This window comes from Roseovarius sp. (assembly GCF_040223625.1).
Classification (GTDB): Bacteria; Pseudomonadota; Alphaproteobacteria; order Rhodobacterales; family Rhodobacteraceae; genus Roseovarius.
The window spans coordinates 15,645-41,116 of sequence record NZ_JAVKFX010000047.1 but is presented as its reverse complement, the minus strand read 5'-3'; the positions used below and the strand labels follow the sequence as shown (position 1 = coordinate 41,116).

The 25,472-nt window shown below is 68.6% G+C and carries 24 protein-coding genes and 1 riboswitch; of the genes, 14 read left to right on the top strand and 10 right to left on the bottom strand.

The genetic code is table 11. The annotated features are described in order from the left end of the window. Positions 1 to 51: 51 nt before the first annotated feature. Positions 52 to 1,224, bottom strand: coding sequence for a hypothetical protein (locus tag RLN94_RS14115; RefSeq protein WP_350125918.1), 1,173 nt, complete (start codon positions 1,222 to 1,224; stop codon positions 52 to 54). 143 nt (positions 1,225 to 1,367) lie between these two features. Here RLN94_RS14115 and RLN94_RS14110 point away from each other — a divergent pair, with 143 nt between their 5' ends. Further along, positions 1,368 to 2,018 carry a hypothetical protein gene (locus tag RLN94_RS14110; protein WP_350125921.1) on the top strand — a complete coding sequence of 217 codons (651 nt, stop codon included), beginning with the start codon at positions 1,368 to 1,370 and terminating at the stop codon, positions 2,016 to 2,018. Positions 2,019 to 2,197: 179 nt separating this feature from the next. On the opposite strand, the gene RLN94_RS14105 is transcribed toward RLN94_RS14110, so the two are convergent. The 5 genes from RLN94_RS14105 to RLN94_RS14085 are packed head-to-tail and all read right to left on the bottom strand — an operon-like array spanning position 2,198 to position 7,008. Continuing rightward, the gene (locus tag RLN94_RS14105; protein WP_350125924.1) at positions 2,198 to 3,229 is read right to left on the bottom strand and encodes a siderophore-interacting protein; all 1,032 of its coding nucleotides are present in this window, start codon (positions 3,227 to 3,229) and stop codon (positions 2,198 to 2,200) included. Further along, positions 3,226 to 4,020, bottom strand: a complete 795-nt coding sequence (locus RLN94_RS14100; RefSeq protein WP_350125927.1) for an ABC transporter ATP-binding protein — start codon at positions 4,018 to 4,020, stop codon at positions 3,226 to 3,228. The genes RLN94_RS14105 and RLN94_RS14100 overlap by 4 nt, the downstream gene beginning before the upstream one ends. Then, on the bottom strand, positions 4,020 to 4,997 hold the full coding sequence (locus RLN94_RS14095) for a FecCD family ABC transporter permease (RefSeq protein WP_350125929.1): 978 nt from the start codon (positions 4,995 to 4,997) through the stop codon (positions 4,020 to 4,022). The genes RLN94_RS14100 and RLN94_RS14095 overlap by 1 nt, the downstream gene beginning before the upstream one ends. Next, entirely contained in the window at positions 4,994 to 5,980 is a 987-nt protein-coding gene (locus tag RLN94_RS14090; RefSeq protein WP_350125932.1) for a FecCD family ABC transporter permease, read from the bottom strand. The genes RLN94_RS14095 and RLN94_RS14090 overlap by 4 nt, the downstream gene beginning before the upstream one ends. Continuing rightward, the gene (locus RLN94_RS14085; RefSeq protein WP_350125935.1) at positions 5,977 to 7,008 is read right to left on the bottom strand and encodes an ABC transporter substrate-binding protein; all 1,032 of its coding nucleotides are present in this window, start codon (positions 7,006 to 7,008) and stop codon (positions 5,977 to 5,979) included. Before RLN94_RS14085 ends, RLN94_RS14090 begins: the two co-directional genes overlap by 4 nt. Positions 7,009 to 7,223: 215 nt before the next feature. Further along, positions 7,224 to 7,438: riboswitch (cobalamin riboswitch) on the top strand. Between the two features lie 130 nt (positions 7,439 to 7,568). Between RLN94_RS14085 and RLN94_RS14080 the strand changes: the two genes are divergently transcribed. From RLN94_RS14080 to RLN94_RS14050, 7 genes are all read left to right on the top strand, one after another. Then, positions 7,569 to 9,518 carry a TonB-dependent receptor plug domain-containing protein gene (locus tag RLN94_RS14080; protein ID WP_350125938.1) on the top strand — a complete coding sequence of 650 codons (1,950 nt, stop codon included), beginning with the start codon at positions 7,569 to 7,571 and terminating at the stop codon, positions 9,516 to 9,518. Next, positions 9,505 to 10,374: an ABC transporter substrate-binding protein gene (locus tag RLN94_RS14075; RefSeq protein WP_350125941.1), complete on the top strand. Its 870-nt coding sequence runs from the start codon at positions 9,505 to 9,507 to the stop codon at positions 10,372 to 10,374. Before RLN94_RS14080 ends, RLN94_RS14075 begins: the two co-directional genes overlap by 14 nt. An 8-nt stretch (positions 10,375 to 10,382) precedes the next feature. Beyond that, a complete protein-coding gene (locus RLN94_RS14070) occupies positions 10,383 to 11,354 on the top strand; it encodes a FecCD family ABC transporter permease (RefSeq protein WP_502949481.1) in 972 nt (323 codons plus the stop codon). Further along, on the top strand, positions 11,351 to 12,106 hold the full coding sequence (locus tag RLN94_RS14065) for an ABC transporter ATP-binding protein (RefSeq protein ID WP_350125947.1): 756 nt from the start codon (positions 11,351 to 11,353) through the stop codon (positions 12,104 to 12,106). The genes RLN94_RS14070 and RLN94_RS14065 overlap by 4 nt, the downstream gene beginning before the upstream one ends. Then, positions 12,103 to 12,765: an adenosylcobinamide amidohydrolase gene (locus RLN94_RS14060; RefSeq protein WP_350125950.1), complete on the top strand. Its 663-nt coding sequence runs from the start codon at positions 12,103 to 12,105 to the stop codon at positions 12,763 to 12,765. The genes RLN94_RS14065 and RLN94_RS14060 overlap by 4 nt, the downstream gene beginning before the upstream one ends. Next, complete coding sequence (locus RLN94_RS14055; protein WP_350125953.1) at positions 12,752 to 13,753, top strand: DUF6925 family protein; 1,002 nt, start codon at positions 12,752 to 12,754, stop codon at positions 13,751 to 13,753. Before RLN94_RS14060 ends, RLN94_RS14055 begins: the two co-directional genes overlap by 14 nt. 243 nt (positions 13,754 to 13,996) lie before the next feature. After that, a complete protein-coding gene (locus tag RLN94_RS14050) occupies positions 13,997 to 15,946 on the top strand; it encodes a TonB-dependent receptor domain-containing protein (RefSeq protein ID WP_350125956.1) in 1,950 nt (649 codons plus the stop codon). 106 nt (positions 15,947 to 16,052) lie between these two features. Here the strand turns inward: RLN94_RS14050 and RLN94_RS14045 are convergent, their stop codons facing one another. Both RLN94_RS14045 and RLN94_RS14040 read right to left on the bottom strand, forming a co-directional pair. Further along, on the bottom strand, positions 16,053 to 16,586 hold the full coding sequence (locus RLN94_RS14045; RefSeq protein WP_350125959.1) for a hypothetical protein: 534 nt from the start codon (positions 16,584 to 16,586) through the stop codon (positions 16,053 to 16,055). Between the two features lie 127 nt (positions 16,587 to 16,713). After that, on the bottom strand, positions 16,714 to 17,013 hold the full coding sequence (locus RLN94_RS14040) for a DUF2218 domain-containing protein (RefSeq protein WP_350125962.1): 300 nt from the start codon (positions 17,011 to 17,013) through the stop codon (positions 16,714 to 16,716). A 131-nt stretch (positions 17,014 to 17,144) separates the two neighbouring features. On the opposite strand from RLN94_RS14040, the gene RLN94_RS14035 reads away from it, so the two are divergent. The 4 genes from RLN94_RS14035 to RLN94_RS14020 are packed head-to-tail and all read left to right on the top strand — an operon-like array spanning position 17,145 to position 20,707. After that, positions 17,145 to 18,068, top strand: coding sequence for a siderophore ABC transporter substrate-binding protein (locus RLN94_RS14035; protein ID WP_350125964.1), 924 nt, complete (start codon positions 17,145 to 17,147; stop codon positions 18,066 to 18,068). Beyond that, positions 18,065 to 19,012, top strand: coding sequence for an ABC transporter permease (locus RLN94_RS14030; protein ID WP_350125967.1), 948 nt, complete (start codon positions 18,065 to 18,067; stop codon positions 19,010 to 19,012). The genes RLN94_RS14035 and RLN94_RS14030 overlap by 4 nt, the downstream gene beginning before the upstream one ends. Next, positions 19,005 to 19,949, top strand: coding sequence for an iron chelate uptake ABC transporter family permease subunit (locus tag RLN94_RS14025; protein ID WP_350125970.1), 945 nt, complete (start codon positions 19,005 to 19,007; stop codon positions 19,947 to 19,949). Before RLN94_RS14030 ends, RLN94_RS14025 begins: the two co-directional genes overlap by 8 nt. After that, positions 19,946 to 20,707 carry an iron ABC transporter ATP-binding protein gene (locus RLN94_RS14020; RefSeq protein ID WP_350125973.1) on the top strand — a complete coding sequence of 254 codons (762 nt, stop codon included), beginning with the start codon at positions 19,946 to 19,948 and terminating at the stop codon, positions 20,705 to 20,707. The genes RLN94_RS14025 and RLN94_RS14020 overlap by 4 nt, the downstream gene beginning before the upstream one ends. 7 nt (positions 20,708 to 20,714) lie before the next feature. On the opposite strand, the gene RLN94_RS14015 is transcribed toward RLN94_RS14020, so the two are convergent. Next, entirely contained in the window at positions 20,715 to 22,079 is a 1,365-nt protein-coding gene (locus RLN94_RS14015; RefSeq protein ID WP_350125976.1) for an APC family permease, read from the bottom strand. A gap of 206 nt (positions 22,080 to 22,285) precedes the next feature. Between RLN94_RS14015 and RLN94_RS14010 the strand changes: the two genes are divergently transcribed. Together RLN94_RS14010 and RLN94_RS14005 are read left to right on the top strand one after the other, a co-directional pair. Then, complete coding sequence (locus RLN94_RS14010; protein WP_350158783.1) at positions 22,286 to 22,648, top strand: SpoIIAA family protein; 363 nt, start codon at positions 22,286 to 22,288, stop codon at positions 22,646 to 22,648. Between the two features lie 24 nt (positions 22,649 to 22,672). Continuing rightward, positions 22,673 to 22,852 carry a hypothetical protein gene (locus RLN94_RS14005; protein WP_350125982.1) on the top strand — a complete coding sequence of 60 codons (180 nt, stop codon included), beginning with the start codon at positions 22,673 to 22,675 and terminating at the stop codon, positions 22,850 to 22,852. 18 nt (positions 22,853 to 22,870) lie between these two features. On the opposite strand, the gene RLN94_RS14000 is transcribed toward RLN94_RS14005, so the two are convergent. Beyond that, positions 22,871 to 25,333, bottom strand: coding sequence for a vitamin K epoxide reductase family protein (locus tag RLN94_RS14000; RefSeq protein ID WP_350125985.1), 2,463 nt, complete (start codon positions 25,331 to 25,333; stop codon positions 22,871 to 22,873). Positions 25,334 to 25,472: the final 139 nt, after the last annotated feature.

Below are 25,472 nucleotides of genomic sequence, written 5' to 3'. Positions count from 1 at the left end.
CCGTGCGACGGAAATGGGGCGCGGTCTGAAACGGCCGCGCCCCGCGCCGTTTCACCCGCCGCTATCCCGCACATTGATCCCGTAGAGCGAGGTCGACGTGAAATCGCAGGTTGTCGCCATCCGGCCGATCCGGTCCTCGGTCGCGATCAGCGACCCGGTCCCGTCGAACCAGAAAAGCCGCATGTCCTTGTCATCATGGGCGCGCTCGCCCCATTCCTCGGTGCTGATCAGCGAGACGGTCACCAGCAGATTGCCGGCCAGATAGGGATCGTCGGGATCGATGAAGCGGTTCGGCCCCGTGGCCGCGCACCTGCCGTGGATCCATCCCCCCGGCGGAACCAGCCCGTCTTCCCGCATCCGGGCGTTCATGTCGATCACCCGGCCTTTGGCGGTGTAAAGAAAGGTCTGCCGGATCAGCAGCGCCTTGTCATTGAGCCGCGAGGGCCGCTTCGGGAACTGCGTTTCCTTCCCCGCAACCGGGCGCCCCAGCACCAGAAGCGTGCCATCCTCGACCTGGTAGCGACCGCCCACGATCGGCAAGAGCATCCGGTGCACGGCGGTGGAATCGAGCGCGACCAGCTTCTGCACCTGCGTGACATAGGACAGCGCCGACAGCGGCAGCGCAATCAGCAGGGCGGAAAACGCGGTCGCGGTCGCGGCGGCGGCCACCGGCACGAAGGCCATGACGACAAGCGGCACCACCAGCGCGGCGGCAATCGCGCAAAGACCGATCCAGAGCGGCAGCGGCGAATGCGCGACATGCAGCGCCACGTAGGTGGTGACAAGCGGCAGGGCAAAGCCCAGCAGCACCAGAGCCGCCTTCAGCACCGCGCGACCCGCCCGCGGCGGCGGGTCCGCCGGGCGGGCAGGGTGCGCCTCCGCCGTGCCGGCCGTGCCCGTCTCGCGCCCCGCGGGCCTCGCCTCCGTCCGGGACACGCTGTCGCCCGGCTCCTCCGCCACGTCGGCAAAGATCTCCTCGGGCCCGGGATCGTCGTCGATCGAGGCCAGGATCTGCGGCGCCTCCAGCACCGTGCCTTCGCCTTGAACCGGGCCGGTCAGACGCCCCGACAGGGGCGAGCGGATGCGGATCTGCCGGCCCGTGGCCGTCGTCAGGTCATAGAGCCTGTCGCCCTTCGCAACGGTCTCCCCCGCCGAAACCGCCACCGCCGCCACCGTGATCGGATAGTCCACCGATTTCGGCGACATGAGTTTCCTGATGGCCATGGCCCGCTTCCCCCGCGTTTCCCCTTCGTCAACCGCCGAACGAAGCGCAATTATCGCCCATTGGCAAGGGGTTGGGCATGTTGCCTTTGCCCGACCGTGTCCGATAGGCTGCAGGCAGGAACATCGTTTTGGGGGTCTCGGGGATGCGTTTGGCGGGCGGTTCGTGGTGGAAGTTGGTATGGGTCTGCGCCCTGATCTTGGGGGCACTCGCCCCGGGCGCGCGCGCCGAGACGCTGACGCTCAAGGAGTATTCGGCCCGCGAGCTGCTCGAAAGGGTCACCTGCGAGGGCGGCTTCCGGGAAAACTTCTGCACGCTGCTGCCGGTGTTCGAGACGGCGGAGGATTTCGGCTTCTGGCTCGGCCGGTGCCATGCCCAACCGGGTGTCGAGGCGCTCTACGAACAACCCGATTTCGCCTGCACCCCGGATCAGGCCGCGGGGCACACCGAGCCGATGGGCCTTTTGACCCACCTGTCGATCCGGTTCCTCGACGCCAACACACGGATGCGGTCCGTCTTCCGGCATTACCTCGAACAGGGCCGGCCGGAGGCGTTTTCCGCCCTCCTGAACCGCCGCGATACGAAGGGCCGGACCCATCTCGACATTCTGCACGAGCGGGAGGCGAGCGGGCGGTATAACGGCCACGCCTCGATTGGCATGGAGGATCGCAAATCCTATGCCTGCGTACTCGGCGGACGATATGCCATGCGCCCGCAACCGCCCGACTGCCGCCGCCGCGACAAGCTCTTTTCCGAAGAGTTCATCCAGCGCGCCCGCGACCGTGCGACCGAGTAGGCCGAGGCCGGGCGGCGCGCCCCGTTGCGCCCCACACAACATCTCGCCTGTTGCGCCCGGGACGCCGCATTAACACCCCGCCTCACAGACCGGAAAACCGACGCGATACCGACGAAATACCGACGTGATACCGACGTCGAAATCCCTTCAAAACAACGCCGTTAACCATCGAATCGCTTTTACGCCGTCCAGTAGGCCGACAGGTACATCTCCTGCCGCTTCAGCCCGGCCTCCTCCCGGAAATACTGCCGCGCGGCCCGCACCTCCCCGGCCTCGGCCGCGAACCACACGAACCGGCTCTCCTCCGGCCCCGGCAGCTCCGCGGCCAGCATATGCGCCTTCAGCGGCGCATCCTCGCCCCGCGTCAGCCATGTCAGCCGCATGCCCTCCGGCAAGGCCAGCGGGCAGCGGTCGGCGGGGTCGGCAAGCTCGATGAAAACCTCGCCCCTCTGGCCCTTCGGCGCGTGTTCCAGGATCCGCCGGATCGCCGGCAGGGCGGTTTCATCTCCGCCCATAACCATATGATCCGCCTGCGGAAAATCTCCACCACCGGGCCCCATCACGCCCACGATATCCCCGGGTTGCGCAGCCCTGGCCCAGCCGGTTGCCAACCCACCCTCATGCTCGAACACGTCGAAGCTGAACCGCCCCTCCGCCGCATCCAGCTCGACGAAGGTATAGGCCGCCCGGTGCAGCGCCTCCTCCCCCGTGGGCCAGACCGTCCGGCCCTTCTCGTTGACCTCCGGCCAGCGTGGCTCCGGCCCCGGCGGCAGTAATAGCGAGAAGTGCATCCCCCCGGTCAGAAGGTGTAACACCCCCTCGCAACCCATTGTCACCCTTAGGAAATGCGCCGACACTCGTCGCACCTCAAGCACCGTGCCGAGGTGGAAATTCGGCGGCCTGACATTCCGCGCCATCTCCCCCGTCCATTCCAGCCCGGCACAGGCCTCCGGGCTGATCTGGTCGAGCACCACCAGCACCCCCTCGCGGGCCTGGTGAAGCTGCGCCGAATTGCCCGCCCGGATGTCGAGCGAGAAGCCTCCGTCGTCCATTGAGAGTTCGACGTAAGCCTCGGAAAACCTTGCGGAAAGCCCGGTATCGCCCAGCTCGATCGGCAGGTCGTAGGCGCGCAGGTAGCCGGCTGTCTGTTGCAGAAGGCCCTCGGGCGGGGCGCCGTCGAACCGGGCGGTGCTGCGGTGGGTGTCAGTCATGCGGGAACCTCCGTTTCAGGGGTATCGAGGGGCACCACCATCGGCGTACCGGTCACCGGGTCGGGCATCACCTGCGCCCGCAGCCCGAAAGCCGCGCCGAGATGCTCCGGCGTGAGGACGTGCTCCGGCCTCCCGGCGGCAATCACCCCGTTTTCTCCAAGCAAAACAAGGTGATCCGAATAGCGCGCCGCAAGGTTGAGATCGTGCAGGACGCTCACCACCGCCGTCCCGGATTGCCGGTTGAGCCGCCGCAGCAGGCCCAGAACCTCCATCTGGTGGGTGAGGTCGAGATAGGTCGTGGGCTCGTCCAGCAACAGCCACGGCGTCCGCTGCGCCAGCACCAGCGCCAGCCACGCCCGTTGCCGCTGCCCGCCCGACAGCTCCGCCAGGTCGCGATCGGCCAACTCCGTCATCCCCACCGCCGCCAGCGCCTCGGCACAGGCCGCCCGATCCTCCTCGCGCCATGGGCTCAGCAGCCCGCGCCACGGCAGCCGACCCCGCCGCACAAGGTCGGCCACGCGGATCCCCTCGGGCGCCCGCGGCGCCTGCGGCAGGATCGCCAGCCGCCGTGCCAGCGCCCGCGGGGGCAGGTGCGCCATGTCCTCGCCATCCAGCGTGACGCGGCCAGACCGTACTGGAAGTATGCGCGCCAATGCCTTGAGAAGCGTGGATTTTCCACATCCATTGGGCCCGATGATCGCGGTGACCCTGTCGCCCGGAAGCGACAGGTCGAGCGCCTCGATCACGGGCCCGCCATCATAGGCCAGCGTCAGCCGGCTTGCCTCCAGCATCACAGGTCTCCCTTATCCATTTCGCGCGACAGGCGCCACAGCAGGTAGGGCGCGCCCAGCAACCCCGTCGCCACTCCCACCGGCAATTGCAGCCCTGGCACCGAGGCCCGCGCCAGCAGGTCCGCCAGCACCACGATCAACGCCCCGGCCGCCGCCCCCGCCGCCATCCTCGCCGCGGGGCTCCGCGCGCCCGTCATCCGCGCCCCGAACGGCCCCGCCATCAGCGCCACGAACGGCACCGGCCCCGCCACCGCCACCCCCGCCGCGGCAAGCAGCACGGCAATGCCGGAAATGCGCCAGCGTGCCGGCTCCGCCCGCACGCCAAGCCCGGTCGCCAGCTCGCCCCCCAGCTCCATCACCATCAACGGCCGCGCCTGCGAAAAAGCCAATAATGTCAGGGCCATGCCGAACCCCCAGACCTGCGCCGCATGGGCCCAGTTGCGGGCGGCGAGCGACCCGGTCAGCCAGCGCTGCGCCTCCGCCGCTGCGGTGCCGGGCAGGAGCGTCATCAGGAAGGTGGCCAGCGCCGTCGCGGTGAACCCGGTGCCGAGGCCGACGAGGATGATGGTCAGCGCCGGCGTCCCGCTGCCCCGGCGCCAGGCCAGCGCGCCCACGACCCCCGCCACCGCCAGCCCGCCGATGGCGGCCAGCACCGGTGCGGGCAGGGCGATGCCGAAGGCGATGCCGGCGATGATGGCAAGGCCCGCGCCGGCGTTGAAACCCAAAAGATCGGGCGCGGCCAAGGGGTTACGGAACAGCGTCTGGAAGATCGTGCCCGACAGGCCAAGCACCGCGCCCGCGCCAAGCGCCGTGGCGACGCGCGGCCCCCGGATCGTGTCGAGGATCAGCGCACCGGGACCCTCGCCGGTGACGAGGCCCTGCCAGAGGACCGAGGGCGCAGCGTCGATCTGCCCGTGCAGCAACGCCGCCACGCTGGCCAGCACCAGCAAAAGGGCCAGCGAAGCCGCCCCCCTCATGCCATCGCCCCCGGCCGCAGGCGCCGCGCGATCCAGACGAAGACCGGCCCGCCCAGGAGCGCGACCATGATGCCCGCCCGCACCTCGCCCGGCGCCAGGATGATCCGGCCTGCCACGTCGGCCAGCGTCAGGATCAGCGCGCCAAGCGCGGCCGATGTGCCAAGCTGCGCTCGGAGGGAGGCGCCGGCGAGGGGGCGGGCGAGGTGTGGTGCCATCAGTCCGAGAAAGGCGATCGGCCCGGCAATCGCAACCGCCGCGCCGGTGGTCAGGGTCACCGCCAGAAGCCCGCCCGCCTGTACTCGCGCTGGCCGCGTGCCAAGGCCGCGCGCCATGTCGGCGCCCATCGACAGCGCCTCGATCAGCGGCGCGATAAGCAGCGCCAGCGCCGCGCCCGTACAGGCGAGCAACGCCATCTGCGCCACCGGGCGATAGACCGCCTCGGTCAGCGACCCGGCCACCCAGAAGCGCAGGATATCGAGCGACTCCTGCCGCACCAGCACCATCGCCGTGACCATCGACAGTAGCAGCGCGTTGAGCGCCGCCCCCGCCAGAGTCAGCCGCACCGGCCCCGCATCGCCCCGCAGCCCGCCACCAAGCGCGAAGACCGCGACCGAGGCCAACGCCGCACCGGGAAAGGCGAAAAGCGCGATGGCAGCCTGGTCGGCGCGCCCGAAGACCGCCGCGCCCAGCAGCAGGGCAAAGGCTGCGCCGGCGTTGATGCCGAGGATGCCGGGATCGGCCAGCGGGTTGCGGGTGAGGGTCTGCATCACCGTGCCTGCCACCCCCAACGCCGCGCCCGCGATCAGCCCCGCCACCAGCCGGGGCAGGCGGATCGCCATCAGGGTCACATGCGCCGGGTCATGCGGGTCATAGGCGGTGAGGGCGGTGTGGAAGTCGGACAGGCCGAGCGCCCGCGGCCCGGTGGTCAGCGACAGGGCGGCGCCCAGCCCCAGCAGCAGGGCGAGGAGGGCGGCCTGCCTCATGGCAGAAGCCCCGCGGCCCGGGCGGAGGGCACCACGGTCTGCGGGTCGCCATCGAGCGCGGCTGTGATCTCGGCCTCGAGCCGGTCGAGGGCGAAGGGCAGGGAGAGGACACTGCCGAAGGAGAGGGCGGCGGCGGTCACCTCGTCGGCGAAGACCTCGCGGCCCTCTAGGTGGGCCTGAAGCGTGCGGCGCATGGGCAGGGTGGCGATGGCCTCGGCTCCGCTGAAGGAGGAGATCCAGACGAGCAGGTCGGCATCGAGCGGCGAGAGATCCTCGGGCGAAAGCGTGGTGTAGAACCCGTCGACCGCCGCCAGTTTCTGCAATTCGGCGAGCAGGGTGAAGCCCAGCCCGGCGAAGAACTGCGCCCGACTGTCACCGGGCATGAAGGCGCCGGTCTGGCCGCCATTCTGCCAGGCCGCGACGACGGTGGCGCCCCGCCAGCCGGGATGGCGGCGGCGGGCGGCGGCGAAGCGCGCCTCGACCCCGGCGATCAGGCGTTCGGCGCGGTCCGCCAGCCCCGTGGCGCGGGCGATGCGTCGGGTGTCGTCCTGCCACGGCGTGCCGAAGGCGGGCTGGTCGGGCGCCTGCATCAGCACGGGCGCGATCCGCGACAGAAGCTCGTACTCCGCCCGCGATATCCCCGAACCGATGCCGACGATCAGGTCGGGCGCGAGGCCCGCCACCAGCTCCATCGAGACCTCGCCCGTCAGCACCTGCGGCGCGGCGTCCCCCAGCCGCTCCTCGGCCCAGGGCCAGACGGCATGGGGCCGCCCGCCGAACCATTCGCGCACCGCCAGCTGCACCACGCCGAGCGCCAGTAGCGGATCCTGCGTGGTATAGCCCAGCGACACGACGCGCCGCGCGGGCCGGTCGAGCATCGTCTCGCCCCAAGGCCCGTCAAACCGGAGCGCCTCCGCCGCCCGCAGCAGGGACGGCGCAGACAGCAGGGCGCAGCCGGCCGCGGTCAGAACCTGCCGCCGGGTGCGGGCCGATGCGGCGCGGGCGCGGGTAGGGGAAGGGGGAGTCATGGCATCCGGACAATCGGCAACGCTGTGGTTTTTCGGGTCGGTGGCGGATGACGCCATCGCGGTCGGAAAGGTGCAGCGGGGTTTCGGGAATGAACCAGATGCCTAGTCGTCACCAATTGAGCGGCACCTTACCGCCCGTGCGGGGGCGGTTCAAGGCCGCGCGGGGCGGCGCACCGGGGCCGACGATTTCCCCTTTCCCCGCGCCCCGATCCGCGCTACCAGAACGGTGCTTCGGTCCGGGCGGTGCGCCGTCCGGTGAAAAGGGAACACGGTGAGGTGTAGCCATCAGGCGCCAATTCCGTGACTGCCCCCGCAACTGTAGGCGGAGAGCGAAGCCGGACCATGTCACTGCTGCGCGTGAGCGCGGTGGGAAGACCCGGCCAAGCATTGACCCGCAAGTCAGGAGACCTGCCGCAGCGATCACCCTGTCCGGGCGCGGGGCGCGCATGGGCAACGGAGCTTTCCGTAGAGGTGATGATTCACCGTCTGCGGGGGCCATTCCTCCGAGACCAACCAAGTTGAATCGCACCGCCACGACGGTGCGATACGGAGGGAACGACATGAAACGCCACGCGCGTCTTGGCCTGCTGGCCAGCACAATCCTTGCAGTACCCGTTGCCACGCCAGTTGCGGCCGAGGAGGTCTATGACCTGGGTACGCTGGTCTTCTCCGGCGGCCTGACACCGGTCGAGGCCCGCGAATACGGCCGCGCCGCCACGGTGCTGACCGAGGAGGAGATCGAGGATCGCGGGGCAAGATACGCCGTCGACCTGATCCGCGCGCTGCCCGGTGTGTCCGTCTCGCGCACCGGGTCCGCCGGCGGCCTGACCCAGGTGCGGATGCGGGGACACGAAGGAAACCACACGCTGGTCCTGATCGACGGTGTCGAAGTGGTCTCGCCAAGCCAGGGCGAGTATGACTTCAGCGGCCTGCTGAGCGCCGATATCGAACGCATCGAGGTGCTGCGCGGGCCCCAATCCTCGCTCTACGGCTCGAACGCCATCGGCGGGGTGATCTCGATCACCACCAAGCGCGCGACCGAGCCGGGCATCTCCGGGCGCGCCGGCGTCGAGTTCGGCTCCGACGGGACGGCGCAGGTCAGCCTTGCCCTGCGGCAGCGGTCGGACAAGCTGGCGCTCAGCTTTTCGGCGACGCGGCGGGATACCGGCGGCTACGACGTGTCGGGCCTGAACGGCGAAGACGACGGCGATATCAATGAAACCTACAACCTCAACGCCCAGTATTTCGCCACAGAAAACCTGACCTTTGGCGGCACGCTGCGGCACGTGAAGAGCAGATCCGATCTGGACAGTCAGGTCTACACCGCGCTCACGCCCGCGGGGCAGATCCTCGTCGACGACCTTTCCGGCTCCGATACCGCCGAGACCTTCGGCTCACTCTACGCCGAGCTCGACACGTTCGACGGGCGTTTCCGGAACCGCCTCGACCTGTCCTTCGCGGATATACAAACCGACCGTTTCAACGGCACCGGGGCGCAATCGGGCGACACGACCGAGACACGGCAGAAGATCAGTTACAAGGGCAGCGTCGCACTGGATGGCGGCACGGTCGAGACGGCGCGGCACGTCGTGACCGTGGGGGCCGAGTGGGAGCGGGAGACCTTCGTCAACAACAATCCGGCTTTCGTGTCCGCGCCAAGCCAGCTCATCAAGCAGACGCGCGAGCAAACCGCGCTCGTGGCGGAATACCAGGGCAAGCTGACCGACAGTTTCAACATGCAGCTCAGCCTCCGGCATGATTTCAACGACGCGTTCGAAGACTTCACGACCTACGCGGCCGGTTTGTCCTACACGCTGCCCAACCGGACCACGCGCTTGCATGCCTCCGGCGGCACGGGTGTACAGAACCCGACCATGTTCGAACAGTTCGGTTTCTCGAACGACTTCATCGGCAACCCCGATCTGAAACCCGAGCAAAGCCAGGGCTGGGATATCGGCATCGAACAACAGTTCCTCGGGGGTCGTGGCCTCGTCGACATCACCTATTTCCAGGACGAGTTGACCGACGAAATCTCAACCACCGTCGATCCTGCGACCGGCCGTTGGAAACCGTTCAACCAAATGGGTAAGAGTGACCGCAAAGGCGTGGAAATCGGTGCCAGCCTGCAGGTGACCGCACGGCTCGACCTCGGGCTGAACTATACCTGGTTGGAGGCGGAGAACCCGAACGGCAGTACCGAGGTGCGCCGGCCGGAACACGAGGTGCTCTTGCAGATGGGCTACAATTTCCCCGATGACCGGACACGGTTCACCATGGATGTGCAGCACGTGGCGAATAATGTCGACCTGTTCTTCCCGCCCAGCTTCATCTCCGTGCCCGTCACCTTGCCGGACTATACGCTTGCCAATATCGGCCTGCGCCACCAGTTGACCGACAGCGTGGAAATCTACGGCCGGATCGAGAACCTGACGGATGAAAAGTATCAGGAAGTTCTCGGCTACGACACGCCGGGCCGGACGGCGTTCATCGGCCTGAATGCGACGTTCTGAGGTGATTTGCGCGGGCTGGATAACCCGGCTGGGCGCCCTTGCGCTGGCGGTTCTCACCGCCGGCAGAGCGGTAGCGCAGCAGGAGGCCCCGGCCCGCGTCGTGTCGATGAACCTTTGCACCGACCAGCTTGCGATGATGCTGGCGGGCGAGGGGCAGTTGCATTCGGTGAGCTACATCGCCCGGGACAGGCGCGCCTCGGCCATGGCCGAGGAGGCGGAGGCGTATGTCACCAATCACGGGCTGGCCGAGGAGATCTATCTCATGCAGCCCGACCTGGTGATCGCGGGCGAGTTTTCCACGCAGGCCACCACCGCGATGCTGAAACGGCTGGGTATCCCGGTGGTGGTGTTTCCCGCCGCCTCCTCGCTGGACGATGTGCGCGAGCGGATCACCCGGATGGGCGCGGTGCTGCATCGGAAAGACGCCGCGCAAGACCTCGTCGCGTCGTATGACCGGCGGCTCGCGGCCCTGCGGGCGGAAGTAACAGAGCGGCCGTCGGCGGTGCTCTACTATGCCAACGGCTACACCTCGGGCGAGAACACGCTGGCGGGGCAGATCCTGACGGCCGCGGGCTTCGGCAACGCGGCGGTCGAGGCGGGCTATGGCTCGGGCATGAAGCTGCCGCTGGAGGTGCTGGCGATGACCGACCCCGACGCGGTTATCACCGCGCGGCCCTATCCCGGCGCCTCGCGCTCGGAGGAGGTGATGGACCACCCGGCCGTGCGCGCCTTCCGCGAGGCCCGCGTCGGGGCGACGATGACCGATCACGACTGGGTCTGCGGCACGCCTTACGTGCTGCGCGCGATCGAGGGGCTGGGCGCGGCGCGACGCGAGATCACGGGGTCCGTGGAATGAGCCGGGTGATGATCCCACTCGGGCTTTTGGTGGCGGCGCTGATGCTGGCCTCGCTGCTGATCGGGCCGGCGGGCGTGGGCGTGGGCGAAAGCCTGTCGGCGCTGGTGGCCGGCGATGGCGGGCCGCTGACGCTGGTGATGCGGGAAATCCGCCTGCCGCGGATGATCCTGGCGGTGATGATCGGCGGCTCGCTGGGCCTGGCCGGGGCGGCGATGCAGGGCTACCTGCGCAACCCGCTGGCCGAGCCGGGGCTGATCGGCGTCTCGGGCTCCGCCGCGCTGGGGGCGGTGCTGGCGTTGCAAACCGGGCTTGCGGGGGTCTTCGAGCTTGGCCTGCCGCTGATGGCGCTGGCCGGGGCACTGGGGGGCGTGACGCTGGTGATGCTGCTGGCAGGGCCGCGGGGCGGGTCGCTGACGCTGATCCTGGCCGGCATCGCGGTGTCGGCGCTGGCCGGTGCGCTGACTTCGCTGGTGCTGAACCTGTCGCCCAACCCGTTCGCGGCCAACGAGATCGTCTTCTGGATGATGGGCTCGCTGGCCGACCGGTCGATGACCCATGTGTGGCTGGCGCTGCCTTTCATGGCGGTGGGCGTGGCGATCCTTACCTCGCTGGGCCGGGGGCTCGATGCGCTGACGCTGGGCGAGGACGCGGCCGAGGCGATGGGCGTGCGGCTCAAGCGGCTGCGGCTGCAATTGGTCTTCGGCACGGCCTGTGTCGTGGGGGCGGGCACGGCGGTGGCGGGCGCGATCGGCTTCGTCGGGCTGGTGGTGCCGCATATCCTGCGCCCGCTGGTCGGCGCGCGGCCGTCGCGGCTGCTATGGGCCTCGGCCTTGGGCGGGGCGGCGATGGTGCTGGCGGCGGATATCGCGGTGCGGGTGGTGCTGCCGTCGCGCGACCTCAAGCTGGGCGTGCTGACCGCGCTGGTGGGCGCGCCGCTCTTCCTGCACCTGATCCTCAAGCTGCGGAAGGAGCGGATATGAGCCTGCTGACACTCTCCGACCTTTGCGTTTCGCTGCGCGGGCGGGACGTGTTCCGGGATGTCTCGCTGTCCATCGGCGAGGGCGAGCTGGTGGGGCTGATCGGCCCCAACGGCGCGGGCAAGACGACGCTAATGCGCGCCGCGCTGGGGCTTTTGCCTTGCACCGGGACAAGCTCGCTGGCCGGGCTGTCGCCGTCCGAACGGGCGCGCAAGGTGGCCTGGATGCCGCAATCGCGCGAGATCGCCTGGCCGGTCAGCGTCGAGGACGTGGTGATGCTGGGGCGGATGCCGCACATGACCGGCCGCCGCCCGTCGGAGGCCGACCGCGCCCGCACCGAGGCGGCGCTTGACTGGATGGAACTGAGCGAAATGCGCCACCGCGCCGCCACGCGCCTGTCGGGGGGCGAGCAGGCCCGCGTGCTGATCGCCCGAGCGCTGGCGCAGGACACGCCGCTCTTGATGGCCGACGAGCCCGTCGCGGGGCTCGACCCGGCGCACCAGATTTCGACCATGCAGACCTTTGCCGGGCTGGCGCAAGCCGGCAAGTCAGTGCTGGTCTCGCTACACGATCTGAGCCTTGCGGCACGACATTGCAGCCGGATCGTGATGCTGGGCGAGGGCAGGGTGATCGCTGACGGCCCCCCGGCCGAGGTGCTGACGCCCGAGCGGCTGGCGCATATCTTCCACATCACCGCCTGGTATCGCGACACCGAGGACGGGCCGATCTACCAGCCGCTGGAGGTGATCCGGTGAGTGCCGTGACCCTGGACCGCCCGTGGCTGGAGTTCGACCTGGGCCGCGAGATGCAGGTGCTGAGCTGGGCCGTGCATCGCCCCGGCCTGGTACAGGCGCGGCGCATCCTCTGGCGCGAGGTGCGCAATGCCGACCTGCCGGAGGAGCTGGATGTCGAGACGTGGCTTCAGGGCGAACTGGCTGCGCGCGATGCGAGCGATGCCGTCACCTTCCTGACCTCCCGCGACATCCGGCATTTTACCCGCGCCACCGCCTCCGCCGGCGCGACCGAGGCGCAGGCCGTGGCGACCGTCGGCCTGTCGAATGCCGAGCGGGTCGGCCACCGGCTCGACCACGCGAACCGCGACTGGGGCACGATCAACGTGGCCCTGCGGCTCAACCGCAGCCTGACCGAGCCGGCGCTGCTGGAAGCGATGAGCATCGCCGTTCAGGCCCGCACGGCGGCGGTGATGGATGTGGACATGCGGCTCGGCCCCGGCCGGGCCACCGGCACCGGCACCGACTGCGTGGCGATCGCGGCATTGACAGGGCCCGTGCGCTATGCCGGGCTGCACACCGATATCGGCGAGGCGGTGGGCCGCGCCGTCTATGAGGCCGTTCTGGACGGCGCCCGCCACTGGATGGCGACACGAGGGGAGACCACCAATGCAACACCTTGAAGACGTCCTGCGCCGCGGGCTGAACGACCCGGACGCGGGTTGGAACATGGGCTCTTTCGGCGCGATTGCCGAGTTTCACCATGTCGCCGGCGATGCCGCCCCGCCACGGGCCACGGCACTGGAGCAGGGCACGACCCGCGGCGCCATCCGCATCGACCGGCTCGAGGGGGTGCGGCCCGTGGCCTATGAAACGCTCAGTCCGAAGACCCATCGCTGGACCCAAGGACTCTCCCTCTGCCTGCCCGAGGCGGAGGCCGCGATGCACCGCCGCGACGCGCTGACGGAGCTTGGCCCCGACGAGGGTGCCATCCGGCCCGAGGATCGCGAGGCCGTGCTCTTCGACATGGGGCTGGCGCAGCCACAGGTGGATTTCTGCATCCGCACCGCCGATCCGGCACTGCTGGCCACCCTGCGCGCCCAGGCCGGGCGGTCGCTTTTCGAGGCGGACAACCCGGCGATGCCCGCGATCCTCAAGGCGCATCCGCACCGCGTGGCGCTGACCCGGCTGGGGCGGGTCGAGGTCTACCAGATGATCGGCGGGCCCGAAACCGGCGGCACCTCTCCGGAAGGGCCGCACACCCATGTCCTGCCCAAGCTGCTGCGCGCCGGGCGGACACATTCGGCCAATACGCCCATCCCCGAAGGCTGGGTGCCCTGCGCGGGCTTCCACCCGAAAAGCCCCGTGATGGGCCGGCTGGGCGAGGACAAGAGCTTCGACGAAGTCGCGTTCGAGGCGTTCCAGTCGCTGCTCGCGGCCTGGGGGCCCGAGGCGTACACCGCCCAGAAAGAACAGGTCTGGCAGGCGCTCGGCACCGGCACCGGGCCGGAGGCGTGGCGGGAGCCGGATGCCCGCGTGGCCCGCGCCGGCCTGCGCAACGCGATCCGGCAATGGCGCCGGCGGCATGGCGACAGCGACCTCGTCGCGGCCTGGGCCCGCGCCTTTGACCGGGGCGAGGGCGAGGCCGACCCGGAGAATCCGGGGCACTGAACCGCCCCCGGTCCCGCGCCCCGAATCCGCGCTGGCCCGACGATGCCCGTTGCCGCGGCATAGCGCCGCGAAAGGGTATCGCCGATATGACACACCCGGCGTTTGCCGGGTTCCGCGCATTGACATAGAAAAATAGTCGGGTATCAGGCATGAAACTGTCGGAAAGGCAGTCTCACGTCAGCCAGAACGCCCTCTTCGTCGCGTTTCAGCCAATCGAGAAACACGACGAACACGAGGGTAACGATGAAATACTACGGATGGCTTCTTTCCAGCGCGGTCGCGGCGCTCGGAACCGCGCAGGTACAGGCACAGGAGGCGGACCCGTTCTTCCTGGGCACGCTGCGGATCGAATCGAGCCAGGCGCAGGCGCTGCTCGGCAACGAGGAGATTGACGAGGAAGACCTCGAGAACCGCAACGCCTCGACCACCAAGGATGTCTTTGCCGGCGAGTCCTCGATCGTGGCCAGCGGCGGGGCGGCGATTGCCCAGAAGGTCTTCGTCAACGGGATCGAGGAAAGCCTGCTGTCGATCACCATCGACGGCGCGCGGCAGAACAAGTCGGCCTTCCACCACACCGGCAACGTGCTGCTCGACCCTGCGCTTCTGAAGCGGGTCGAGGTGAGCGAGGGGATCGCGCCCGCCGATGCCGGCCCCGGCGCGCTGGCCGGGCGCATTGCCTACGAGACCAAGGATGCCAAGGACCTTCTGGACGAGGGCGACAATTTCGGCGGCATGGCCTCGGCCACCATCGGCTCGAACGAGGAGAGCGGGCGCGGTACGCTGACGCTTTTCGGCAGGCAGGGCGGGTTCGAATGGCTGCTGAGCGCCACCCGCCACAAGAGCGGCGATTACGAGGACGGCTCGGGCAACCGCGTGCCGGGCACCGAGGCCGATCTGACCGACTATATCCTCAAGCTGGCCTATGAAAGCCAGGGCGGCGAGCGGCTGGAATTCTCGGCCTCGCAGACCGAGGATACCGGCACCCGCTCGGCCCAGGCGGGCCCGGGCGGCATCCTGTTCACCCGGCCCGACTTTGCCGCCGTGGTGGGCCGGCCCAGCGTCTTCGTCGACGCCCTGTCGCGCCGCACCTCCTACACGATGACCTATACCGACGAGCAGCCCGAGGGCTGGTTCGACCCGCTGATCCAGCTCAGCTACAACGAACAGGAAATCGACGCCTCGGGCGTCTGGGGTGTGAATGACAGCCTGAGCGGGATCGTCCAGAACGAATGGGATATCGGCAACGGCACCCTGACGGCCGGGCTCGACTTCTTCCACGAAACCGCCCGGGGCCGGGGCCGCGGGCCGGGGCCGTTCGGCAGTTCCGGCAAGGAAGAGCTGACCAACGTGGGCCTCTACGCGCAGGCCCGGCAGGATGTCAGCGAGCGGGTCTCGGTCTCCTACGGTGCGCGGATCGACACGCAGGAATTCACCGCGGCGACCGGTCAAAAATTCGACGATACCGGCGTCAGTGCCAACGCGGCGGTCGACGTGATCCTCAGCGACCGCTGGACGCTCAACGCGGGCCTCGCCTCGAGCTGGGGCGGCTACGAGCTGGGCGAGGCGGCACTGATCAACTTCGGCGGCGCGTGGACCTATGCGGGCATCACCACCTCGCGCGCCAACGCCGCGCGGATCGGCCTGCGCTATGCCAGCGGCCCGTGGGAGGCGAGCGGCGCGCTGTTCTACACCGAGGTGAACGACATCAACGCCGTCCTGCCCACCGGCGGCAACCGCGGCGCGGTCTCCGACCTCGTGTCGCGCGGCTTCGACGGGTCGTTCGGCTATTACGGCAGCCGGGGCTTCTTCCGGGCGAACTACACCTATGCCGATGTCGAACTGGACAACGCCACCATCGCCTCGACCGCCTATTATTTCGGGCGACCGATGGGCAGCATCGTCGGGCTGGAAGCGGCCTATGATGTCAGCCAGCAATGGCGCCTCGGCGGCACGGCCGAGATCGCCTTCGACAATCACGACACGCCGGTCAAGCTCTCGGGCTACGAGGCGCTGGATCTCTACGCCGCCTACACGCCGAAAGCGGCGCCGAATGTCGAGCTCCGGCTGGACGTGCGCAACGTGCTCGACGCCACCTACGCCTCGCGCAGCTCCGACGGCGTGGGCCTCGGCAACGTGGTGCCGCTGAACGAGCCGGGCCGGACGTTCGAGCTGACGGCACGGGTGAAGTTCTGAGGGGTTTCCTTCGGTGAAACGAAGACGGGGCGCGGGTTTCGCGCCCCTTTTTGCGTTTCGGGATGCATCACTTGGCCGAGCCCCGAGGTCGATTAGATTGCTGGACCTAGACCCATTCCCGGCCTCTCCACTTTTCAAGGGGATGCGCGGTCAGCCAGGTGTCGAACTTTCCTCGAATAATATCGTCTATGTTTGATGGATTGGCCTCCGGCCAATGAGGTGCGAAGTTTCCAAAACTTTTCAAATCCTCCACGGCACAATCGAGAAAGTAGAAGTCGAGCGCGTCAGGCGGGAACTCTTCCTCATTGGCCAGTCTGGAGATCGCCGCCAATGTCTGCGCGCGGCTTGTCCATCCCTTGGCATGCCTTCTGATGTGACACGTAACGAGGATCTCCAGCGCTTCTTTGTCCGAGGAAATCGGGGGCACTTCAAGTTCCCGCCCGGTTCGTTGGAGCAGTTCCTTGAGTTCAAATTCATTGTACGGTGGAACTTCGCCGACCAGGATAATCAGGTTATCGCTATCGAACCCGGCCAGCAGCATCGCCTCGGCCCATGCGACAACTTGAGGTCCAGCGACGCGGTTCAAAACGAGTTCCGCAAAAACCTCTGCCGTATAGGGTGTGCCTTCTGGTGCGCTCATGGAGGTTTACTACGACGTTCGTTGCTGAACTCGAAGACAAACTTGGGCTCGAATCCGACATTGCACGTCGATGTACCTGATACTCGTCTGTACCACGAACTGCAAAGCGCCAAACCGGAGCGCCCGTTCAGACCGCCTGCCAGTCCATCGTCTCGAAATTCTCGCGGAAGGCGAAGCGGGCGAGATGCGAGTCGATGATGTAGCGCGCCACCTTCAGCGCCTCTTCATCCTTGCCGGTGATCCGCACGGTCAAGTCGCTGTCGGTGGCATGCATTTCCGCCGGGCCGGGGGGCAGGGCGGCCGAGGCGGAGGTGTCGTCAAACTCGACCTCGATCTTGTGGGCAAAGTGCTTGCAGAGCTGCTTCATGTACTTGCTGGCGTTCGGCGTGGGAAACACGCCGGTTTCGGTCTTGAGCTCTTCGGTCATGTGCAAATCCTGACTGTTTTGGAAAGAATTAAGCCTTGCGCCGCTTGCTGGCAAGAGCGTATCCAGTGCCCGACCCGCGCCGCCAGCGATCCGCAAGCCACGCGCACAGAGTTGATCAGGAGCGTCCTGCGATGAAATCCCTTGTGGCGGCCGGGCTGGCCGCATTCCTTTGCGCCTCGGGCCCGGCATGGGCCGAAGAGGTGACGGTGGAGACCGCGCGCGGCGATGTCGCGCTGCCATCCGAGCCGCAGAGCGTGGCGGTGTTCGACATCGCGGCGCTCGACACGCTGGCCGCGCTTGGCGTGACGGTCGACGGGGCGCCGCGGCCGCTCTACCTGCCCTATATCGAGGCGGCAGCCGGGAACACCACGCCCGTCGGCACGCTCTTCGAGCCGGATTTCGAGGCGCTGGCGGTGATGGGCCCCGACCTGATCGTCGCCGGCGGCCGCTCCTCGCCGCAGGTGGACGCGCTGTCGCGCATCGCGCCCACGATCGACATGACGATCTGGGGCGCCGACATGGTGGGGCAGGCCAAGGCGCGGCTGAGCTCCTATGGCAAGCTTTTCGGCAAGACCGAAGAGGCCGACGCGCTTCTGGCACAGCTTGACGCGAAGCTGGCCGAGGCGCATGAGGCGATCGCGGGCAAGGGCGACGGGCTGATCCTGCTGACCAATGGCGGCAAGATTTCTGCCTACGGCGATGACAGCCGCTATGGCTGGCTGCACACGGCGACGGGCCTGCCTGAGGCCTATCCGGGCGTGTCGGCGGAAACCCATGGCGAGGCGGTCTCGTTCGAGTTCCTGGCCGAGATCGACCCCGACTGGCTCCTGGTGATCGACCGGGGCGCGGCCATCGGCGACGCGGCGCATGCCGGCAACGCGGCCGCCGCGACGCTGGACAACCCGTTGGTCAGGGGCACCACGGCGGCGAAGGAGGGGCGGATCCTCTACCTCGCCTCCGGCCCGCTCTACATCGCGGGCGGCGGCATCCAGTCGATGCTGGGCACGCTGGATGAGCTGATCGCGGCCTTCGGCGGCAAGGGGTCCGGTTCTTGAAGCGATGGGTTGCCTGGGCGCTGCTGCTGGGCGGGCTGTCGGCGGTCAGCCTGTGCGTCGGCGCCACCTCGATCTTCACGGGCCAGCTTGACGCGGGCTGGCTGCTGGCGATCAGCCGCTTTCCCCGCACCGCCGCCGCGCTGCTGACCGGTGTCGGGCTGGCGCTGGCGGGCGTGGTGGTGCAGCAATCGGTGCAGAACCGCATGGTCGAGCCGTCGCTGATCGGCACGCCCGAGGCGGCGATGCTGGGGCTCTTGGCGATCACCCTGCTGGCGCCCGGGGCGGCGATCGTGACCAAGATGTCAGTGGCGGCGGTCGCGGCGCTTCTGGGCATGGCGCTTTTCCTTCTGATCGCCCGCGCCATCCCGCGGCACGACCCGATGCTGCTGCCGATCATCGGGCTGATCTATGGCGGCATCCTGTTTTCCTCGGCGATCTGGATCGCCTGGACTACGGACCTGATGCAATACCTCGGCACCTGGCGGCTGGGCGAGTTCTCGGGCGTCATGCAGGGCCGGTACGAAATGCTCTGGATCGTGGCGATCATCGCCGTGCTGCTCTACGCCATCGCCGACCGGATCACGCTTCTGGGCTTCGGCGAGGCGCAGGCGCGCAGCCTGGGGCTGAATTATGCCCAGACGCGGGGCCTCGGGCTGGCGGCGGTGGCGGTGATCACGGCGGTGATCGTGGTGACGGTGGGGTATCTGCCCTTCGTCGGGCTTCTGGCGCCCAACATCGTCTCGCGCTGGCGCGGGGACAATTTGCGGGCCAACCTGCCGGTAGTGGCGGCGCTCGGGGCGGCCTCGGTGCTTTCGGCGGACATCCTCGGCCGGGTCCTGCGCCCGCCCTACGAGATCCCGGCGGGCACGATCTTCGCGGTCTTCGGCGCCTGCGTCTTCCTGTGGATGCTCAATGCCCGGCCGGCACGGCGCGCCCATGGCTGACCGCCGCGTGCTGATGCTGACGGGCGTGCTTTTCGCCGCCGCGCTCCTGTTCCTGACGTGGCACCTGCGCGAGCCGATGGGCTTCATCCTGTCGCTGAGGGCGGGCAAGCTGGCGGCGCTGGTCCTCGTCGGCGCGGCCACCGGGGCGGCGACGGTGCTGTTCCAGACCATCGTCGGCAACCGGCTGCTGACGCCCGGCATCGTGGGGTTCGACGCGCTCTTCATCTTCCTGCAGACCATGCTGGTTCTGGTGCTGGGCGGCGTGGGGTTCACCCAGCTTCACCCCAACCTCACCTTCCTTGGCGAGACCGCGCTGATGACCGGCGCGGCGCTCCTCTTGTTCCACGTCCTGCTGCGGCGCGGGGCCGAGGATATCGCGCGGATGGTGCTGACCGGCATCGTTCTGGGCCTGCTCCTGCGCGGGCTATCGGATTTCGCGCAGCGGCTGCTCGACCCGTCGGAATTCTCGATCCTGCAATTCGTCACCTTCGCCAGTTTCAACAGCGTCGAGACCGCCAATCTCGGCGTCGCCGGGGGGCTGATCGCGCTGGCCATGCTCGGCGCGCTGCGGCTCGCGCCCTCGCTCGACGTGGCCGCTCTTGGCCGGCCCGTGGCGCGGGGGCTGGGGTTGGGCTATGACCGGGTGGTGATGCAGGCGCTGGCGCTGGTCGCCATACTTGTTTCGGCGGCGACCGCGCTTGTGGGGCCGATGACCTTCCTCGGGCTCATCGCCGCCAGCCTTGCGCGCGAGGTGGTGCCGGAAAGCCGCCACGCGCTGCTTCTGCCCGCCGCCGCGGTCATCGGCGCCATCACCCTCGTCGCCGGGCAGTTCCTGTTCGAGCGCCTGCTGGGACAGCAGGGGGCGCTTGGCGTGGTGGTCGAGTTCCTTGGCGGACTGCTCTTCCTCGCACTCGTTTTCGGCCGGAGGCGCCTTTGATCACGGTTTCCAATCTCAGCCACGAGGCGGGCGGCGCCCGCATCCTGTCCGATGTCTCGGTCGAGATCCCCGCGGGCGGCATCACCGCGCTGATCGGGCCCAATGGCGCGGGCAAATCGACGCTGCTGCACTGCCTCGCCGGGCTGATCCGCCCGGCGGCGGGAGATGTGCAGATCGATGGCGCGCCGGTCCTGTTGCTGGCTGATCGCGACCGAGCCCGCGCCGTGGCGCTGCTTCAGCAGTCGCAGACCATCGTCAACCGCCTGACGGTGCGCGAACTGGTGGCGTTCGGTCGCTGGCCGCATCACCAGGGGCGCCCGGGACCCGAGGATGCGCGGCTGACGCAGACCGCGCTCGAGACGTTCGAGCTGGACCAGATGGCCGACCGCCCGCTCGAAACTCTCTCGGGCGGGCAGCGACAGCGGGCGCAGGTGGCGATGGTCTGGGCGCAGTCGACGCCGTGGCTGCTGCTCGACGAGCCGCTCAACGCGCTCGACCCGAAATATGCCCGCGACCTGATGCACCGGCTGCACGAGTTGACCCGGCCGGGGCCGGCGGCACGCTCGGTTGTGGTTGTGCTGCACGACATCAACGCCGCGGCCACTTGGGCCGACCGGGTGGTGGCGATGAAGGACGGGCGCATTCACGCCAGCGGGGAGAGCGCCGAGATCCTGACGCCGGATGTTCTGGGCGAACTGTACGAGACGCCCTTCGACGTGCTCGATCACGCGGGCCGTCCGGTGGTGGTGTCACGCTGAGGCGCGCCTACTCCGACCGGCGCATCCACAGCCGCGTGACCAGCCAGAGCGCCACGCCGATCCCGATCAGCACCGCCGAGATCGTGTATTGCGACGGGTCGCGCCCTGTCCACGGGCCCACGAGGAAGGCACAGCTCAGCGCGCCCGCCACCGACACGGCCGTCGGGCTCTTGAAATGCTCGTGCTCGACCTTGTCGCGCCGCAGCACCAGCACCGCCACGTTGACCACGGTGAAGACCGCCAGCAGCAGCAGCGCGGTCGTCCCGCCCAGCTCCGGCACAGCGCCCACGAAGGTCACCAGCCCCGCCGCCAGCAGCGAGGTGAAGAGGATCGCCGTCACGGGCGTCTTGCGGGCCCTGTTGATGCGCCCGAGCACCCTTGGCAGCACGCCTTCCTCGCTCATGCCATAGACGAGCCGGCTGGCCATCAGCAGGTTGATCAGGGCCGAGTTGCCCACCGCGATCATGGTGATCAGCCCGAAGACCCACGGCGGAAAGGCCGGCGCGCCGGTCTCGACCACCTTCAGAAGCGGCGTGTCGCCCTCGGCCAGATCCTCGACCGGAACGATGGAAATCGCCACGATCGAGACGATCAGGTAAAGCAGCGCCGCAATCGCCAGCCCGGCAAACAGCACCTTGGGAAAGGTCCGCGCGGGCCGCTTCGTCTCCTCGGCCATGTTCACCGAATCCTCGAACCCGACCATGGCGAAGAAGGCCAGCGTGGTGCCCGCGATCACCGGCCAGAATATCCCGTCAGAGCTCTCGAACTCGAACGCCTTGCCGATATCCGCTTCGCCCTCGCCGAAAACCATGACGCCGATGCCGATGATGATGATCAGGCCGGTCAGCTCGATACAGGTGAAGACGGCGTTGAGCAGAACGCTCTCGCTGACCCCGCGCAGGTTGATGAGCGCGATGGCCCCGATGAAGGCCAGCCCGATGATCGTCACCGCCACCGGCCCGAACTCGAAGGCGAAGCCGGTCGAGAAGTTCTCGGCAAAGGCCCGTGCCGCCGTGGCCGAGGAGGTGAGGCCCGAGGACATCACCGCGAAGGCCACGAGGAAGGTCACGAAATGGATGCCGAACGCCTTTTGCGTGTAAAGCGCCGCGCCCGCCGCCTTGGGGTACTTGGTGACCAGTTCGAGATAGCTGCAGGCGGTCAGCGTGGCCACGGCAAAGGCCACGAGGAACGGCACCCAGACCATGCCGCCGACTTCCTCGGCCACCTTGCCGGTCAGCGCGTAGATGCCGGTACCCAGCACGTCGCCCACGATGAAGAGCAGAAGAAGGCCCGGGCCGATGGCGCGCTTGAGCTTGGTATCGGTCGCGTCTGACGGGACGGAGGGGCGGGTCGGATCGGTCGTCTGGGCCATGGCCGGCACTCCGCGAAGGCTGGGTCACGGGATCAACCCGGCCTGGCCCGGCCCGGTTCCCGGCTCCGCTCACGAAATCGCGATCCCGTGTGAGCGGCCGGGGCAGGGGGCGGCATTCCGCCGATGGCGCCACGGCCTGGCGGGGAACGTCACGCAGGACGCCCGCGTTTCCCCTCTGACCAATTCCGGCAAAAAGGAGAATGCAGATGATCGAGATCGGCCATACCCCCGCCAAAAGGCTCGTCACCATCCGCGTGAGCGGCAAGCTGACGTCGAAGGAATACGACACCGCCGTGCCGGAGATCGAACAGGCGATCAAGCAATCGGGCGGCAAGCTGAACGCCGTGGTCGAGCTGGACGACATGCGCGGCTGGGATATCGCGACGCTCTGGAAGGACCTGAAGTTCGATGCCCGCCATTTCGACGATTTCCGCCGCATCGCCGTGGTCGGCGGCACGGGCGGCGAGCGATTGAGCGCCAAGGCCGCCGGGGCGCTGACCAGCGCCGAGGTCGAGTTCTTCCTGCGCGACCAGGTGGACAAGGCCGAGGACTGGGCCGCCGCCGACTGAGCGGCCATGGATAGGAGAGTTACAATGTTGGAACCAACCCCTCATACCGTGAAAGCCGGACGCCAGCCCAACGAGGTCCCGGCGCCAAGCCCGGATGAACTGCCCGGCCAGCCGGACGAGGTGCCGCCCGAGCCGCGCGAAGTGCCGAACGAGCCGCGCGAGACGCCCCGCTGGCCCGACGAAACGCCGCCCGAGCCGGAATAGGGCTCGGGAAAGGGCAGTTTATCGGATCAGCCTGTCCCAGTCGCCATAGCTGTCGTTGACCGCCCCGCGCGGGATGCTGAGCGCAATCAGCGCCAGCCCCGACAGCGCCGATATGGCGAACACGCCCCAGCTTGCCTCGACCACGAAGGGCGCGAAGAGCAGCGCCACCCCGATGACCATGTTGAACACCCGCGCCAGCCGCGCGACCGGCGCCAGCGCCGTCGCCGCCGCCGTGATCGCCAGGGCACCTGCCACGTGGAAGGTGCCGGCCATCGGGCTCTCCCATGTCACGAACAGCGGCAGCAGCATGAGAACCACCCCCAGCGCCGCACTTGCCGCCAGCGTCCAGGGCAGGGTCATGCCGCCCACCAGCATGTCGCGGATGATCTCGCGCGGGCCGCGCTCGAAATCCTCGGCGGGGAAGCGCGTCGGCCCCTCGTCGGTATCGCCGGTGAAGAACACCTTCAGCCACGGCTGCCCGGCCTTGTGGCGGCGGCGCAGGAACTGGTAGGTCGCGACCATCTCGTCGACCGAGAAGGGGATCTGCAGCACCATCGCCGCCGCCGCGATCAGGCAGAGCGTGCAATAGGTGCCGATCAGGATCGGCTGGATCACGATGAAGAAGATCGACACCGCGCCCAGCGGCACGATCATGATCCCGAACAGCACCGTCAGCCACGGCATCGTCCGCCAGCGCGCGGCCGAGCCGATGGCGCCCACCAGGATCTCGAGCCCGTAGGTCAGCGCGCCGACGCCCGCATCCGGAACGGGCCACGCCTCCGACACGTCCGAGGTGGTGATCTGTTCCGAGCCGTTCTTGCCCGGCTCGGTCCCCTCGAAGAACGGCTCCCATATCCCCGGCAGGCTTTCGAGCTGGTAGCCCGTCAGGTAGCGCGAGATGATCAGGCCTACGACGGCCAGAAGGATCACCGGCAGGCGCTGGAACCAGTCCGAGGGCGAATAGCTCCACCCCGGCGGCACCACCGGCCCGGATTGTGCGGCGGCGGCCGACACGCCCGGCGGCGGGCGGATCGCCACGGCGAAGCCCGCGACCAGCATCCCCACCAGCGTGCCGTTGGCATAGGCCGCGGCCGTCGGCGCCCAGAACAGCAAAGGCGCCGCCATCACCCAGACGCCCAGGCCGGCCGTCACCCACCGCGCGGGCCAGAGCCGCCATGACATCGACAGGAAAGCGAAAACGATGACCAGCGCGCCCGCGACCACGTCGCTGACGGTCATCCACGTGTCCTCGTAGCCTAGAAGTGCCGGCGCGCTCATCAGCCAGACGCCGAGCCCGGCATTCACCCAATGCGCCCACAGCCCGTCGCGATGCGCCTCGCGGTACCGCCGCTCGTGGCGGACGCGCAGCGCCTCGGCGTCCTCGCTCCGCTCGTCGGCCGAGCGCAGCCATGCCGGCGGCTTGATCCCGTTGGCGCGGTACCAGCCCGCCGGGTCCGCCTTGAGCGAGGCGACCAGTGCCTCCAGCCCGTCCTCGATCCGGTGGTCCGGCGACCAGCCCAGCCGCTCGCGCGCCCTCGTGATGTCGAGCGCGTAATGGTCCGAGGCCATGTCGATCATGAAGGGCCGGATGAACGGCGTCTCGCCCTCGTCGAAGGCATCCGGAACGACCGGCTCGGCCCGCACCTGCAGCTTGGCGCCCAGCCTCGCGACGGAGGGCGGCAGCGACAGGGTCTGCCAGTCCTCCTCGCCATGGATCAGCCCGCCGATCCGGTGCTGCAGGGCGTCGTAATTCATCACCTCCGGCTCGCCCGCCAGCACCTCGAGCCCCGGCTCCAGCTCGCCGCGCTTGTCGACCGCCCGCTCGAACAGGTCCAGCATGTCCTCCTGGTGCAGGAAGGCCTGCCCGGCGGAGGTGTCGCCGGCATAGACATGCGATTCCATGTCGCGCTCGTAGATCCGGGCGATCTGGTGCGACAGGGTCGGCACCGCCGTGGTGTCGTCGTAGAGACCGGCCAGCCGCAGGAACAGCACCGGAATATCGCCCGCCTCCTCGCGCAGCACCGCCTCGGTCTCGGCCTTCGATTGCGGATAGGCCCAGCGGGGGCCCATGGGCGAGCTTTCGTCGATCAGCTCGCCGGGGCGGGTGGGGGCATGCACCAGCATCGTGCCGGAATAGATGAACTGCTCGACCTCGAAATCCTGCAGGCCCCGGACCAGGTTGCGCGTGCCGCCGACATTGACCTTCTCGTAAAGCGGGCTTTCGCGGCCGGAGAAGTCGAAATAGGCGGCCAGGTGGATGACCGAGGCGATGGCGCGCCCATGCTCCTCGGCCAGCGTGCGAAAGGCCAGTTCGACTGAGGCCGGGTCGGTCAGGTCGCAGCCGATGCACTTGCCCTCGGCCGCATCCGGCAGGTCGAGCCCGACGACGTTGTACTGTCGCGACAGGCGCGCGCGCAATTGCTGGCCGATCCGGCCCATCGCGCCGGTGATGACGACTGTCGGGCGTGTGCTGGTGCTCAAGCCATACTCCTGTGAACGCCTTGGAAGGGGCCGCGGGCATGTCCGCCCGCAAGGCCAACGTCCCCGTCGGCCACGATGTTCCCGGCATCGTGCCGATTGCCGCGGCGCCGGCTCGGCAGATTTCCGGCAAAACGCAGAG

Excerpts from the sequence above, each read along its gene's own strand:
- RLN94_RS14115 (WP_350125918.1), bottom strand. The coding sequence starts at position 1,224 with ATGGCCATCAGGAAACTCATGTCGCCGAAATCGGTGGACTATCCGATC.
- RLN94_RS14110 (WP_350125921.1), top strand. The coding sequence starts at position 1,368 with ATGCGTTTGGCGGGCGGTTCGTGGTGGAAGTTGGTATGGGTCTGCGCC.
- RLN94_RS14105 (WP_350125924.1), bottom strand. The coding sequence starts at position 3,229 with ATGACTGACACCCACCGCAGCACCGCCCGGTTCGACGGCGCCCCGCCC.
- RLN94_RS14100 (WP_350125927.1), bottom strand. The coding sequence starts at position 4,020 with ATGCTGGAGGCAAGCCGGCTGACGCTGGCCTATGATGGCGGGCCCGTG.
- RLN94_RS14095 (WP_350125929.1), bottom strand. The coding sequence starts at position 4,997 with ATGAGGGGGGCGGCTTCGCTGGCCCTTTTGCTGGTGCTGGCCAGCGTG.
- RLN94_RS14090 (WP_350125932.1), bottom strand. The coding sequence starts at position 5,980 with ATGAGGCAGGCCGCCCTCCTCGCCCTGCTGCTGGGGCTGGGCGCCGCC.
- RLN94_RS14085 (WP_350125935.1), bottom strand. The coding sequence starts at position 7,008 with ATGACTCCCCCTTCCCCTACCCGCGCCCGCGCCGCATCGGCCCGCACC.
- RLN94_RS14080 (WP_350125938.1), top strand. The coding sequence starts at position 7,569 with ATGAAACGCCACGCGCGTCTTGGCCTGCTGGCCAGCACAATCCTTGCA.
- RLN94_RS14075 (WP_350125941.1), top strand. The coding sequence starts at position 9,505 with ATGCGACGTTCTGAGGTGATTTGCGCGGGCTGGATAACCCGGCTGGGC.
- RLN94_RS14070 (WP_502949481.1), top strand. The coding sequence starts at position 10,383 with ATGATCCCACTCGGGCTTTTGGTGGCGGCGCTGATGCTGGCCTCGCTG.
- RLN94_RS14065 (WP_350125947.1), top strand. The coding sequence starts at position 11,351 with ATGAGCCTGCTGACACTCTCCGACCTTTGCGTTTCGCTGCGCGGGCGG.
- RLN94_RS14055 (WP_350125953.1), top strand. The coding sequence starts at position 12,752 with ATGCAACACCTTGAAGACGTCCTGCGCCGCGGGCTGAACGACCCGGAC.
- RLN94_RS14050 (WP_350125956.1), top strand. The coding sequence starts at position 13,997 with ATGAAATACTACGGATGGCTTCTTTCCAGCGCGGTCGCGGCGCTCGGA.
- RLN94_RS14045 (WP_350125959.1), bottom strand. The coding sequence starts at position 16,586 with ATGAGCGCACCAGAAGGCACACCCTATACGGCAGAGGTTTTTGCGGAA.
- RLN94_RS14040 (WP_350125962.1), bottom strand. The coding sequence starts at position 17,013 with ATGACCGAAGAGCTCAAGACCGAAACCGGCGTGTTTCCCACGCCGAAC.
- RLN94_RS14035 (WP_350125964.1), top strand. The coding sequence starts at position 17,145 with ATGAAATCCCTTGTGGCGGCCGGGCTGGCCGCATTCCTTTGCGCCTCG.
- RLN94_RS14025 (WP_350125970.1), top strand. The coding sequence starts at position 19,005 with ATGGCTGACCGCCGCGTGCTGATGCTGACGGGCGTGCTTTTCGCCGCC.
- RLN94_RS14015 (WP_350125976.1), bottom strand. The coding sequence starts at position 22,079 with ATGGCCCAGACGACCGATCCGACCCGCCCCTCCGTCCCGTCAGACGCG.
- RLN94_RS14010 (WP_350158783.1), top strand. The coding sequence starts at position 22,286 with ATGATCGAGATCGGCCATACCCCCGCCAAAAGGCTCGTCACCATCCGC.
- RLN94_RS14005 (WP_350125982.1), top strand. The coding sequence starts at position 22,673 with ATGTTGGAACCAACCCCTCATACCGTGAAAGCCGGACGCCAGCCCAAC.